We start from the raw sequence: 13388 nt of genomic DNA, 5'->3' as shown, positions 1-13388 counted from the left end.
TGTCCAGCCCCTCGGACCACGCTGGCTGCCCAGAGTTGAGCAGCACAGGGGCCTCCGTGGCGCTTAGGTTGCGGCGACGCCGTCGGCCTTCGGAGCGAGGAGCGCATGGACGAGCAGAGCGCCATTTCGGCCCGCCCGGATCCCGTGGAAACCGTGCTGGGCGTCCTGTCCGACGTGCTGCCACCCGGCACCGCCGTCGACGCCGACGTGCCGTTGCAGTCGCTGGGACTCAGCTCCCTCGCCGCCGCGCTGCTGCTGCTGGAGGTCGGCGGCGCGCTCGGTACGGAACTGCCGACCGACGCGCTGCGCCGGTGCACGAACGCGCGCGAGTTGGCCGCCCTCGCCACCGGCGCCACTCCGGCCGGCGGCGGGCTGCGCCCGGTGGTACGCCCCGAGCCGGACCTGCGGCACGAGCCGTTCCCGCTCACCCCGTTGCAGGAGGCGTACCTGCTGGCGAAGAGCACCGGGCAGACCGGATGTCACGTGTACCGCGAGTTCGACGTCGCCGACCTCGACCCGGACCGGTTGCGGGGGGCGTGGGCCCGGCTCGTCGAGCACCACGAGGCGCTGCGGCTGGTCCTCACGCCCGACGGGCGCCAGCGCGTCACCGAGCGGGCGCCGGCGTGGACGATGCCGGTCCACCAGGACGCGGTCGCCGTACGGCAGCGGCTTTCCCACCGCTGTTACGTTCCCACGGAGGATCCGCTGTGGACGGTGGAGGTGACCCGGAACGCGGACGGTTCCGGGGTGCTGCACCTGAGCGTGGACGCGATGATCACCGACGGAGCCGGCCTGGAGCTGCTCGTCGAGCAGTTGTGGGGGCTGTACGACGACCCGGAATACCGCCTCCCGGACCCGGCCCACGGCCTGCGCGACCTCGGCATGGCGCTGGCCCGGCACCGCGACGCCCCCGGATACCGCGACGGTCTGGAGTACTGGGCCGACCGGCTGCGCGACCTGCCCCCCGGTCCCGGCCTGCCCGCGTCCGACGGGGAGCCCGGCACCACTCGGGTGCCGTACACGGCGGCGTTGACCGGACGTGAGTGGGACACGGTCACCTCCCTTGCCGGCAACCTCGGCGTCTCCCCGACCGCGCTGGTCCTCACCGTCTTCGCCGAGGCACTCCAGCGAAGTGCCGCGGATCCCCGGTGTTCGCTCGTGCTCACCACGAACAGCCGGCTCTGGTTGCCCGCGGACACGGCGAGCGTGGTGGGGCCGTTCACGTCCACCTCGGTGTTCGTCGCGGAGCCGACCACCGGCCTGCCACTCGCCGAGGCCGCACGGGCCGTGCACGATCGGCTGCGCCAGGACCTGGAGCACGGTGACGTGCCCGGCGTGGCGGCACTGCGCGAGCTGCGGTCCCGACGGCTGCCCGTACCGGCCGACCTGCCGGTGATCTTCACCAGCCTGCTGGACATCGGCGGCGGCGGGGCCGACGGAAGGTACGCGGTCAGCCAGACGACCGGCGTCACGCTCGACGCCCAGATCGCCGAACGCGACGGCGAGCTGCACGTACGGTGGGACGTCCTGGAGGGCGCGTTCCGGCCGGGTGTGGTGGCGGGGGCCTTCGCCTGGTTCGTCAACACGCTGCGCTGGCTCCGGCCCGTCGGAACCGAAGGCGCCCGGCCGCTCAACGACCTGCAGCAGGCGTACTTCGTGGACCGGATCACCGGCGGCACCGGGCCGTGGACCGGTTGCCAGGTCGTGCACGGCTTCGAGGTCGGCCGGATCGACCTGCCCCGCCTGGAAGCGGCCTGGCTGGGCCTGCTCGCGGCGTACGAGCCGCTGCGGACGGTCGTCACCCACGACGGGTCCCTGATCGTGCACGACGCCGTACCGGACCGGTGGCACATCCCCGTGACGGACGTTGCGGAGCAGGCCGAGCCGCAGCGGGACATGGTGAGCCGGGCCTACCCGCTCGGCCGGCTCCCGCAGGGCGAGTTGCGGGTCGGTGTGGACAGCGCAGGCTCGGCGACCGTGCACGTCACCGTGGACCTGCTGGTTGCCGACGGGCGCAGCATCCACCTCATGCTGCGCGAGCTGATGCGCCGCTACGCCGAACCGGACGCGACGGTGCCGACCGCCGTACCGTCGCGTCTCCCGCAGGCGGCGCCGGACCGGCACGCCACGAGGTACTGGCGCGAACACCTGGCCGACCTGCCACCCGGCCCGTCGATCGGGACGACCAACGGGCCCCGACGGCGGCTCACCGCCCGGGTGCCGGGCTGGTCCCGGATCCGACGGCTGGCCCGGGAACGGGGGGTCGCTCTCGACGCGGTCCTCATGGCCGCGCTCACCGAGGCGCTCGGCACGCACTTCCCGGACGATTTCGCGGTACCGCTGGTGCGCTGGACGCCACAGTCCGAGCCGTACCGGCCGGCGGAGCTGACCGCGCTGAGTTGGCTGCGGCGTGGTGAGCCGGGGGAGCCGCTGCTCGACCTCGCCGAGCGTTACGACCGGCACCTCACCGCCGACGCGGCCGCGGACGGCGCGTCCGGTCTCGCCGAGCTGCGCCGGCTGGTGCTGCGCCGGATGCGTGACGGCGGATCCGGCTACCCGGTCGTCTGTACCGGCCTGCTGGAGCTCGCCGGCGCGCCGCTGCCCGACGGGGTGACCGCCGGGCCGTGGCTGACGTGTACGCCGGACGTGGCGCTGGACTGCATCGCCATCGACGAGGGCGACGACGAGCTGCGGCTGTTCTGGGACTGCACCGAGGGCGCGATCCCGGACCCCGCCCTGAACCGGATCTTCGACGCGTACCGGGCCGCGCTGACGGGCCTGGCCGAACTGTCCGACGTCGTCTACGGCTGGAACGACACCGCCGTGGAGTTCCCGCACGAGGGGCCGGTGCAGCTGGCGTTCGAGGCGCACGCGCGGGCCCGACCCGAGGCGGTCGCCGTACGCTGGCGCGGCGGCACCATGACCTACGCCGAGCTCAACACGGCCGCGAACCGCATCGCCGTACGGCTGCGCGCCGCGGGGGTCGGCGCCGAGTCCGTCGTCGGGATCAGCGTCGCCCGCGGGCCGCTGATGGTCGCCGCCGTCTACGGCGTGCTCAAGGCCGGCGGCGCCTACCTGCCGGTCGAGCCGTCGATTCCGCCGGCACGGGCCGCGGCGATGCTGGCCGACGCGGGCGCGACCGCCCTCGTCACCACGTCCGACCTGGCACTGCACGCGTCCGACCTGATGCCGGCCGGGATCGCGGTGGTCCACGCCGACCGGATCGGCACCGCCGCCGTGCCGGACCCGGAACCCGTCACCGACGACCGGGCGACGGCGTACATCATCTTCACCTCGGGCAGCACCGGGCGACCGAAGGGTGTGGCGGTCACCCACCGGGCGGTGCACAACCTCCTGCACTGGGCGCGCCGGACGTTCCACTTCGGGCCGGACGACGTCGGACTGTGCGTGACGTCGCTCGGCTTCGACCTGTCCGTGTTCGACCTTCTCGGGCTGCTGTGCTTCGGCGCGTCGATCTACGTCGCGGACGAGGAGCAGCAGAAGGATCCGGCGCTGCTGCTCGACGTACTGCTGGACGAGCCGGTCTCGTTCTGGAACTCCGCGCCGACCACCCTGGCGCACGTGGTGCCGCTGACCGCGGCGCACCGGGGACGGCCCGGTACGACCGACCTGCGGCTGGTGTTCCTCAGCGGTGACTACATGCCGCTGGCGCTCCCCGACGACCTGCGCGCCTGCTTCACCGCCGCCGACGTCATCAACCTCGGCGGCGCCACCGAGGCCACGGTGTGGTCGAACTGGTTCCGGGTCGGTGCGGTCGACCCGGGGTGGCGCAGCATCCCGTACGGCCGACCGATCGACAACGCCCGGTACTACATCCTCGACGGCGATCTGCGGCCCTGCCGGATCGGTACGGAGGGCGATCTCTTCATCGCCGGCGAGGTGCTCAGCCTGGGCTACCGCAACCGGCCCGATCTCACCGAGGACCGGTTCGTACCGTGCCCGTTCGGGCCGCCCGGCGACCGGATGTACCGCACCGGGGACCGCGCGAGCTTCCTCCCCGACGGGAACATCACCTTCCTCGGCCGGTCCGACCACCAGGTGAAGATCCGCGGTTTCCGGGTGGAGCTCGGCGAGATCGAGCACCGGCTCCGGAGCCATCCGGAGGTGAAGGACGCGGTGGTCGTGGCGCGCGACGAGGGCGGCGAGCGCAAGGTGGTCGCCTACGTCCTGGCCGCCGGCGGTACCACACCGGGGGTACGCGAGCTGCGTGCCTTCGCCGCGCAGACGCTGCCCGACTACATGGTCCCGAACCATCTGGCGGTGCTCGACCAGTTCCCCGCCACGCCCAACGGCAAGCTCGACCGCGACCGGCTGCCCTGGCCGCTGACCACGGCGGCACCGGTCGCGTCACCGGGCGGGCAGAACATCCGGCAGGCGCTCACCGACCTCGTCGGCAAGTTGCTCGGCGAGGCCGTCGATCCCGCCGCGGACCTGTGGGACCAGGGTGCCACGTCGTTCACCATGGTGCAGATGTCGATGCGGCTGCAGGAGCGGTTCGGTACCCGGGTGCCGGTCGCCGTGCTGCTCGAGAATCCGACCGTCGACGGCATCGCCGCACACGTGTCCGGGGTGCCGGTCGGGACCGCCCCGGCCGTGTCGACACCGGACCCGGACCCGGAGACCGTCGACGTGCTCTCCCCCACCGCCCGCGCCGCCTTCGCCTCGACCCGACGGGAGCTGCGGGACGACGGCGAGGCGGTACCGCTGCCCGACGATCACCCCGACGTACGGCAGTACCGGTGGCGCGGCACGAGACGTGACTTCCTCGACGGTACGGTGCCGTTCGCCGCGCTGGCGTCGCTGCTCGCCCTGCTGCGCCCGCTGCCCGACGGGGACCGGACGCGACGCCTGTACCCGTCGGCCGGGGACACCTACGGCGTACAGGTCTACGTCCACGTACCCGCGGACCGGGTCGCCGGGCTGCCGGCCGGGGTGTACTACTACCACCCCGACGAGCACACCCTGCGCCGTATCGGCGACGGCGACGGCCTGGACCGCTCCGCGCACTTCGTCTACAACCGGCCGATCTACGACCGGGCCGCCTTCGAGCTGTTCCTGGTCGGTCAGGAGAAGGCGATCCGCCCGTTGTACGGCGAGGACACCGAGCGGTACCTGGCGCTGGAGGCCGGCTACCTCGGCCAGTTGCTGATGAGTGCCCAGGCTGCCCGTGGGCTGGGCCTGTGCCCCGTCGGCGGGGTCGCCACGGCGCCGGTCCGCGCCGCCCTGCGGCTGGACCAGGGTCACGTGTTCCAGCAGGCCTTCCTGTGCGGACCGGCGACACACGAGGCACCCACGGGCAGGGCGCGCACGCCGCACCCGGAGGAGCCGGACGGGATCGCGGTGGTCGGGCTGGCCGGCCGCTACCCCGGCGCCGACGACGTCGCGGCCCTGTGGCGCAACCTCGACGCCGGCCGCTGCTCGATCGCGGCACCGCCACCCGGCCGCGGCGCCGGACCTCCCGGCGGCTACCTGCGCGACGTGGAGACCTTCGACAGCATGGTCTTCGGTATCGCCCCGGCCGAGGCCGCCACCCTCGACCCGCAGGTGCGCCTCCTCCTGGAGGTCGTGTGGGAGTGCCTGGAGGACGCCGGCCACACCGCCGGCTCGCTGGGGCGCGTCGGGGTGTTCGTCGGCGTGATGTGGCACGACCATCGCCTGGTCGGGACCGACCGGTGGCGCGAGGGCGGCCCGGCCCGCATCTCCGGCACCGGCTCGGAGATCGCCAACCGAATCTCCCACGCCTTCGACTTCCGTGGTCCGAGCGTCGCGGTCGACACCTCGTGCTCTTCCGCGCTGACCGCGCTGCGACAGGCCGTCGAGAGCCTCGAACGCGGCGACTGCGACGCCGCCGTGGTCGGCGCGGTCAACCTGCTGCTGCACCCGTACCACGCGTCGGTGCTACGGGGCCTGGGCCTGGTCGCCGAGGTGCCGGCGGCCCGTGCGCTGGACGCCGACGCGGGCGGCTGGTCGCCCGGTGAAGGGGCCGGTGCCCTGCTGCTGCGCCGGCTCGGCGACGCACGCCGGGACCGCGACCGGGTCGACGGGGTGGTGGAGAGCGCCTGGGTCGGGCACACCGGCGGAACGAGCCGTTTCGGCACCCCGGACGCGGCCACGCTGGCCCGGTCGCTGGCCGAAGCCGTGCGTCAGGCCGGGGTCGCGCCGGCCGACGTCGGGTACGTCGAGTGTGCGGCCTCCGGCGCGGTCCTGGCCGACGCCGCCGAGGTCGAGGCCGTCGGCCGGTTCTTCGGTCCGACCGCCCAGGGCCGCCGGGTGCCGATCGGTACGCTGAAGCCGAACCTGGGTCACGCGGAGGCCGCCTCCGGGCTCGCCCAGCTGACCAAGGTGCTGCTGCAGCTACGGCACCGCAGGCTCGTCCCCACCCTCGTCGCGACCGCGCCGAATCCGCTGGTCGACCTCGACGCGCTGCCGGTACGGTTCGTGGACCGGTCGCAGCCGTGGACCGGCACTCCGTTGCGTGCCCTCGTCACCGCGGTCGGCGCGACCGGCTCGGTGGGGCACGTGGTGCTGCGAGCCGAGGAGGAACACTGATGACGAGCCCCTGGATCAAGGAGCCCGGCACGGATGACGCGTCCCTGCTGCTGTACTGCGTCGCGCACGCCGGCGGTGGAGGCTCCTTCTTCCGGTCGTGGCGAACGGCGCTGGAGCCGCGGATCGGCGTCTGCCCGGTCGTGCTGCCCGGTCGGGAGTCGCGCCTGCGGGAGGCGCCGCTGACCGCGGTCGAGCACGTCGTACCACCGCTGGCCGAGGCGATCCGGTCACACGCCGACCGCCCGTACGCGCTGTTCGGTCACAGCATGGGTGCCGTGGTCGCCTACGAGGTGGCCCGGCGCCTGTCCACGATCACGCAGGGGCCGAGCCGGCTGTTCGTCTCCGGCCGGCGCGCACCGCACCTGCCCGCCCGCCGGCCGGAGCTGCACGCGTTGGGCCCGGACGAGTTCCTGCCGGCGGTCGCGGCGATGGGCGGGACACCGGAGGAGGTGCTGCGGCAGAAGGAACTCATGGCCGTGTTCCTGCCGGGGCTACGGGCCGATTTCAGGGTCAACGAGACGTACCAGCAGTTGCCGGGCCCGCCGCTGCGGTGTCCGGTGTCGGCCCTCACCGGTGACGCGGACCCCGAGGTCGACGTGACCGAGATGCGCTCCTGGGCGGAGGTCACCACCGGGGACTTCAGCCTCCGGGTGTTCAGCGGGGGGCACTTCTACCTCGCCGGCCCGCCTCCGGAGCTCGCCGAGGCGTTGCGGGCGGACCTCGCCGTGTACCCCTGAGACCCTGACCGCGGACAGCTGACGGGACGGGCCGGGCCCGTCCCGTCATGTCCGGTGGGTCAGGCCGGCAACGCGGCCACGACCTCCTGGGTCGCCTGCAGGAGGATGCGCATGGACGTACGCAGTTCCTCCTCGGTCATCGCGAGCGGCGGCACGATGACGATGGTGTCGCTCGGCGCCGAGTGGATGATCATGCCGAGTTCCCGGCACCGCTCGGTGATGCGCGTGGCGACGCCTAGTTCCCACGGGAACGGCTCCCGGGTCTCCACGTCCGCCACCAGCTCGACGGCGGCCAGCAGGCCGCACTGACGGACGTCGCCGACGTGGGGGACCTGACGGATCTTGTCCAGCTCCTCGGTCAGGACGACGGCCTGCGACTGGCCGTGGCGGATCAGGTCGTCCTTCTCGAACAGGTCGAGGCTCGCCAGCGCCACGGCGACGGCCAACGGGTTGCCCGAGAACGTGTGTCCGGACAGCAGCATCTTGCCGTCGCCGCGGAACGCGTTGAACACCTCGGCCGAGGCCATCGTCGCGGTGAGCGGCAGGTACCCGCCGGTGAGTCCCTTGCCGACGCACAGGATGTCGGGCGAGACGTCGTCCGCCTGGCACGCGAACATCGGGCCGGTACGGCCGAAGCCGACGCCGAGTTCGTCGGCGATGAGCAGGACCCCGTACCGGCGGGCGATCTCGGCGACCCGGGCCAGGTGGCCGTCCCGGGCCACCACCATGCCGCTGACGTTCTGCACCCTCGGCTCGACGAGCACCGCCGCGACCTCGTCGCCCTCGCGCTCCAGCACCTCTTCCAGGGTGTCGGCGCAGGCGAGGCTGCAGTTGTTGTTGCACAGCCCGCACCGGTACGCGTACGGCTGCGCGAACGAACTCGTCGGGCGCAGCAGCGGTTGGTAGAAGTTCTTCAGGATGGTCATCTGACCGACGGAGAGCGCGCCGAGCGTGTCGCCGTGGAAGGCACCGCCCATCGAGACGAACTTGTTGCGCTGCGGGGATCCCTTGAAAACCCAGTAGGAGTAGGCCATCTTCATCGCCGTCTCGACGGCGCTGGAGCCGGACTCCAGGAACAGCACCTTGTCGATGCCCTCGGGTGCCAGCTTGACCAGCCGGTCGGCGAGTTCGGCCGCGCCGGGGTGGGTCATGCCGTAGAGGGTCGTGTGCGCGATCTTCGCCGTCTGCGCGAGAAGCGCCTCGTTGAGTTCCCTGCGCTGGTGGCCGTGGATGTTGACGCCGAGGGAGGAGCCGGCGTCGAGGTACCGGTTGCCGTCGCTGTCCACCAGGTACACGCCCTCACCGTGCGTGATCACCAGCGGCTTCGCGTTCAGGTAGGCGTCGGTCGGGGTGTAGGGGTGCCACACACGCTGCTGGTCCAGCGTTCGCAGGCGTTCGGTCTCCGTGATTTCGAGGTCCATGAGTCGGCGCTCCGTCATCGGGTGGGAACCGGGTCAAAGATGACGCAGTATCACCCGTTCGGGGACCGCGACGTCTGCGCAGTAGTGCGCAACGTGGTCAGTGCTCAACTCTGAGCAGAGGTGTCGGCGCGACCCCGAAATGCTCATCCCGCGGTCGGCGCCGATCGGCGTCGGCCGGATGCTGGAGAGGAGACGCCGACGTGACGACCTCCGAGCACCTCGACCTGACCTCGGTCGCGGCGAGGTCCATCGCTTACGACACCTACGCCGCGCTGCGGTACGAGAACCCGGTCGCCCGGGTTCGGATGCCCACCGGGCAGGACGTCTGGTTGGTCACCGGCTACGACGAGTCCGCGAGCTTCCTCGCCGACTACAACCGCTTCAAGACCAGCCCGACGGTGATGCCGGAGGGCATGGAGATGCCGGCCCTGCCCGAGGCGGTCGTCCGGCTGCTCGGTGGCAGCATGGGCAGCGTCGACCCACCGGAGCACACCCGGCAGCGCCGGCTGGTGCAGATGGCTTTCACCCCGCAGTACGTCGAGCGCCTGCGCCCGGGAGTCCAGCAGATCACCGATCAGCTCATCGACGGCCTGCTCGCCCGCCCGGACCGGACCTTCGACCTCGTCGAGGACTTCGCCGTACCGCTCCCGCTGACCGTGATGTCCGACATGCTGGGCATCCCGCGCGCGGACCGCGACCGGTTCCGGCTGTGGTCGGAACTGCTGCTGTCGCTGGACCCCACGTCGGCGCAGTCGGCGCCGCAGGGCATGAGCCCGATGGAGGTCATGGCGGAGATCGAGGAGTTCGTGCGGTATCTCGACGCGCTCATCCAGCACAAGCGCGCGGAGCCCGGCGACGATCTCATCTCCGGGATGGCCCTCGCCGAGGCCGACGGCGAGCGGATGACCGACGAGGACCTGCTCAAGATGGTGGCGTTGCTCGTGGTCGGTGGCCTCGGGACCACGCAGCACCTCATCGGCAACATGGTGCTGGCTCTGTTCCGCAACCCGGACCAGTTGGCCCTGCTCAGGAGCAAACCCGACCTCGCGCCGAGCGCCGTCGAGGAGATGCTGCGCTACCACGGCCCGATCGAGATCAGTTTCCCGCGGTTCGCCGCGGAGGACACCGAGATCGGCGGCGTACCGATCCGCCGGGGAGAGATGGTCATCGCGGTGCTCGCCGCGGCCGACCGCGATCCGAACCGCTACGCCGACCCGGACCGGCTCGACATCGAACGCACCCCGAACCGGCACCTCGCGTTCGGCCGCGGCGCCCACATGTGCCTCGGCGCCCCGCTCGCCCGCGTCGAGGGCCAGGTCGCCATCAACACCCTGCTGGCCAGGATGCCCGACCTGCACCCGGCGGAGAGCATCGACGACACACCCTGGCGGCCGGGGCTCACCCTGCGCGGCCTGAGCGCCCTGTCCGTGGCGTTCTGAACCCGATCTGTTCGACCGGCTCCCACGCGGTTCGGCTGGCCGGTCAACAGCCCACCGACCGAACCGCAGAGGGAGGAACAACGTGGCCAACGCGATCGTCGCTGAGGGCCTGCGCAAACAGTTCGACAAGGTGACCGCGCTGGACGGGCTGGACCTGGTGGTGCCGGAGGGCACGATCACCGGGCTGCTGGGCCCGAACGGCGCCGGCAAGAGCACCGCCGTTCGGCTGCTGACAACCCTGTTGGCGCCGTCCGGCGGGCGGGCCCAAGTCGCCGGACTCGACGTGGTGAGCGAGGCGGCCAAGGTCCGCAAGGTGATCAGCCTGTCGGGCCAGCACGCCGCCGTCGACGAGAACCTCACCGGATTCGAGAACCTGGAGATGCTGGGCCAGCTGCTGCACCTGGGCCGCAGGCGGAGCCGGGAACGGGCCGAAGAGCTCCTGCACCGGTTCGATCTCGTCGACGCCGCCAAGCGCCGCACCAAGGAGTACTCCGGGGGGATGCGCCGTCGGCTCGACCTGGCCTCGGCGCTCATCTCCACCCCGAAGGTGCTGTTTCTCGACGAACCCACGACCGGGCTGGACACCCGCAGTCGGATGGCGTTGTGGGACACCATCGGCGAGTTGGTCTCCGGCGGCATGACCCTGCTGCTGACGACCCAGTACCTCGAGGAGGCCGACCGGCTGGCCAACCAGATCGTGGTGATCGACCACGGCCGGGTCGTCGCCACCGGAACACCGCACGAACTCAAGAGCCGGGTCTCCGGGGAGAGTCTGGAGGTCACCGTCGGGCCGGACGCCGACCTGCCGGCTGCGCAGGCCGTACTCGCCTCCGTCGGCACCGGCCCGGTGACCGTCGACGAGATCGGCGGCCGGCTCGCCGTACCGGTGGACGACGGCGTCGACGCGCTGCTGGCCGGTGTACGGCTCCTGCGCGAGGCCGGTATCCCCGTCCTCGGCACGGGGCTGCGGACCGCGACGCTGGACGACGTCTTCCTCGCGCTCACCGCGAACCCGGTCCAGGAAACCGTAGAGGAGCACGCGTGAACGCCTTCGCACTGGCCTTCGGCGAGGGCACCGTCGTCGCCAAGCGCAATCTGCGGATGATCCTGCGGGTCCCGGAGCTCCTGCTGAACGCCGCCGTCGCACCGGCGATGATGACGCTGCTGTTCGGTTTCATCATCGGCGGGGCGATCGACGTGGCGGGTGTCCCGTACCGCGAGTACCTGCTCGGTGGGATCTTCGTCCAGGCGGTCCTGTTCGGCGCCGTCAACACCGGCACCGCGATCGCCGGGGATCTGCGCAACGGCATCGTCGACCGACTGATGTCGATGCCGATCTCGCGGTCGGCGGTCCTCGTCGGCCGGACGACCAGCGACGTGGTCAACAGCGCGGTGGTCATCACGGTCACCGCCCTGCTCGGCCTCGTCGTCGGGTGGCGGGTCCACTCGTCGTTCCCCGATGCGGTGCTGGGGTTCGCGCTGCTGCTGGCGTTCGCGTACGCGCTGTCATGGCTGATGGCCGTCGTCGGACTGGCGTCGCGGGCGCCGGAGGTGGTCAGCAGCACCGGCTTCACCATCGCGATTCCGCTGGGCTTCCTCTCCAACGCGTACGTGCCGATCCAGTCCATGCCGGGCGTGCTGCAGACCATCGCGGAGTGGAACCCGGTGTCCGCCATCGTCCAGGCCCTCCGGGTCCAGTTCGGCAACGTCGACCCGTCGACCGCCCCGGACGTCTGGCCGATGCAGCACCCGGTCGCCGCCTCCCTCCTGTGGATCGGCGTCCTGCTGGCCCTCTCGATTCCCCTGGCGATCAGCCAGTTCCGCAAGGCCGCCGGCGGCTGAGCCTCGGTTCCCCGTACGGTCGTCGACACGACAACTCCGCCCAGGCGATCTGATGCCCGGGCGGAGTTGTCGTGTGGCGGCGCGGTGTGTGACCGGGTAGCCCGGTGGGCTATTCGACCAGGACACGGTCCGGGGCACGGCGCCTCAGGCGGCTGGAGCGGGCCAGCGAGAATATCCACATCACGAGGCCACCGCCGTCCACCAGGAACGTCAGGAGTGCGAACGCCAGCACGTCGGCCCAGGTGAAGCTGCCGGTCAGATGCTCGCCGCGGAAGAACGCGACCACCCGTCCCACGTAGAACCACAGCAGCGGGATCGTGGCGGTGAACAGGGTGGCCAGGGAGAGGATGCGACCGAGGATCCACACCACGGCGAAGATCCGGATACTGCGCATCTCGCGCGGGCCGACGCCGGACTGGTCGATCAGCGGGCGGCGCCGCACCCGCCGCACGAGGTTGCGCAGGTACGCGCCGGTGTCCGCCATCAGGCTGCGGGTGTTCAACGCGGTCGCGATGATGTAGTAGAAGTCGGTACGCAGGAAGACGAACGTCTGCCACAGCAGCCGGATGAACGACGTGAAGAGCGTTCCGGCGACCACGAGCCGCACCGGCTCGGGCAGGCCGAGAACCCCGACGTTGTTCAGCCACAGCGTGATGAACAGCAGCGCCGCGCCGACCACGTCGATCAGGACACCGGCGATCAGCGCGAGGTACCGCTGGCGCTTGGATGCCAACCAGATTCCCGACATCTCGGTCTGGGCGACGATCGCGTACATCTGGTTGCCGATCGCGATGCGCGCCGAGACCCCGGCGCTGCGGGCGGCGACGACATGACCCAGCTCGTGCAGGAACACGCCGACGCAGGTGATTCCCAGGACGATCCACAGGTACGCCCAGAAGTACGTGTGGAACATGAGGCTGGACGGCCCGGGCAGCAGCCCCGGCCGGTCGACGGCGAGCACCACCGCGACCAGGGTCACCACGCCGCCCGCGGCGAGGACCGGCCAGCTCATCAGGCGCTGCGCGGTGCGCTGGGACATCCAGTCGAGATTCCAGGTGCGCGTCGGGCGGCGCGGCGGCTGCTCCGGCGCGGGCGTCTCGTCCGGCGCTCCCGCCGGTGCGACGAAGCCCTCTTCGGCCAGCGCCTCGAGGAACGCCGTCGCGTCCGGGGACTCGTCGTGCCTGGTTTCGAAGCGGTGGACCGCCTCGCCGAGGGTGACGCCCTCGCGCAGCCACTCGAGCAGGTCGAGACCCTCCGCGGGGATGGACAGGTACACCTGACGACCATCGTCGCCGATCACGGCGAAGTCACCGTCCCTGCGGGCGGTGTACGGCCGGACCAGCACCGGCGCGTCGAGAGCGAACTCGGTCACCTTGGGG

The 13388-nt window shown here is 71.8% G+C and carries 7 protein-coding genes; 5 read left to right on the top strand and 2 right to left on the bottom strand.

From position 1 onward, the window contains the following. The first annotated feature begins 105 nt into the window (after nucleotides 1-105). Complete coding sequence (locus ACWEFB_RS16585; RefSeq protein WP_452286240.1) at nucleotides 106-6570, top strand: amino acid adenylation domain-containing protein; 6465 nt, start codon at nucleotides 106-108, stop codon at nucleotides 6568-6570. Beyond that, entirely contained in the window at nucleotides 6570-7307 is a 738-nt protein-coding gene (locus tag ACWEFB_RS16580) for a thioesterase II family protein (RefSeq protein WP_326557428.1), read from the top strand. The genes ACWEFB_RS16585 and ACWEFB_RS16580 overlap by 1 nt, the downstream gene beginning before the upstream one ends. 59 nt (nucleotides 7308-7366) lie before the next feature. On the opposite strand, the gene bioA is transcribed toward ACWEFB_RS16580, so the two are convergent. Continuing rightward, nucleotides 7367-8728: an adenosylmethionine--8-amino-7-oxononanoate transaminase gene (gene bioA / locus ACWEFB_RS16575; protein WP_452286238.1), complete on the bottom strand. Its 1362-nt coding sequence runs from the start codon at nucleotides 8726-8728 to the stop codon at nucleotides 7367-7369. Between the two features lie 200 nt (nucleotides 8729-8928). Between bioA and ACWEFB_RS16570 the strand changes: the two genes are divergently transcribed. From ACWEFB_RS16570 to ACWEFB_RS16560, 3 genes are all read left to right on the top strand, one after another. Next, the gene (locus ACWEFB_RS16570) at nucleotides 8929-10167 is read left to right on the top strand and encodes a cytochrome P450 family protein (RefSeq protein ID WP_452286236.1); all 1239 of its coding nucleotides are present in this window, start codon (nucleotides 8929-8931) and stop codon (nucleotides 10165-10167) included. An 82-nt stretch (nucleotides 10168-10249) separates the two neighbouring features. Continuing rightward, a complete protein-coding gene (locus ACWEFB_RS16565) occupies nucleotides 10250-11212 on the top strand; it encodes an ATP-binding cassette domain-containing protein (protein ID WP_326557425.1) in 963 nt (320 codons plus the stop codon). Further along, nucleotides 11209-12009, top strand: coding sequence for an ABC transporter permease (locus ACWEFB_RS16560; protein ID WP_326557424.1), 801 nt, complete (start codon nucleotides 11209-11211; stop codon nucleotides 12007-12009). Before ACWEFB_RS16565 ends, ACWEFB_RS16560 begins: the two co-directional genes overlap by 4 nt. A 109-nt stretch (nucleotides 12010-12118) precedes the next feature. On the opposite strand, the gene ACWEFB_RS16555 is transcribed toward ACWEFB_RS16560, so the two are convergent. Continuing rightward, nucleotides 12119-13381 carry a hypothetical protein gene (locus ACWEFB_RS16555; protein ID WP_452286234.1) on the bottom strand — a complete coding sequence of 421 codons (1263 nt, stop codon included), beginning with the start codon at nucleotides 13379-13381 and terminating at the stop codon, nucleotides 12119-12121. Nucleotides 13382-13388 lie beyond the last annotated feature (7 nt).

Source organism: Micromonospora sp. NPDC004704 (assembly GCF_053601675.1).
This window is presented reverse-complemented; position numbering and strand designations above follow the sequence as displayed.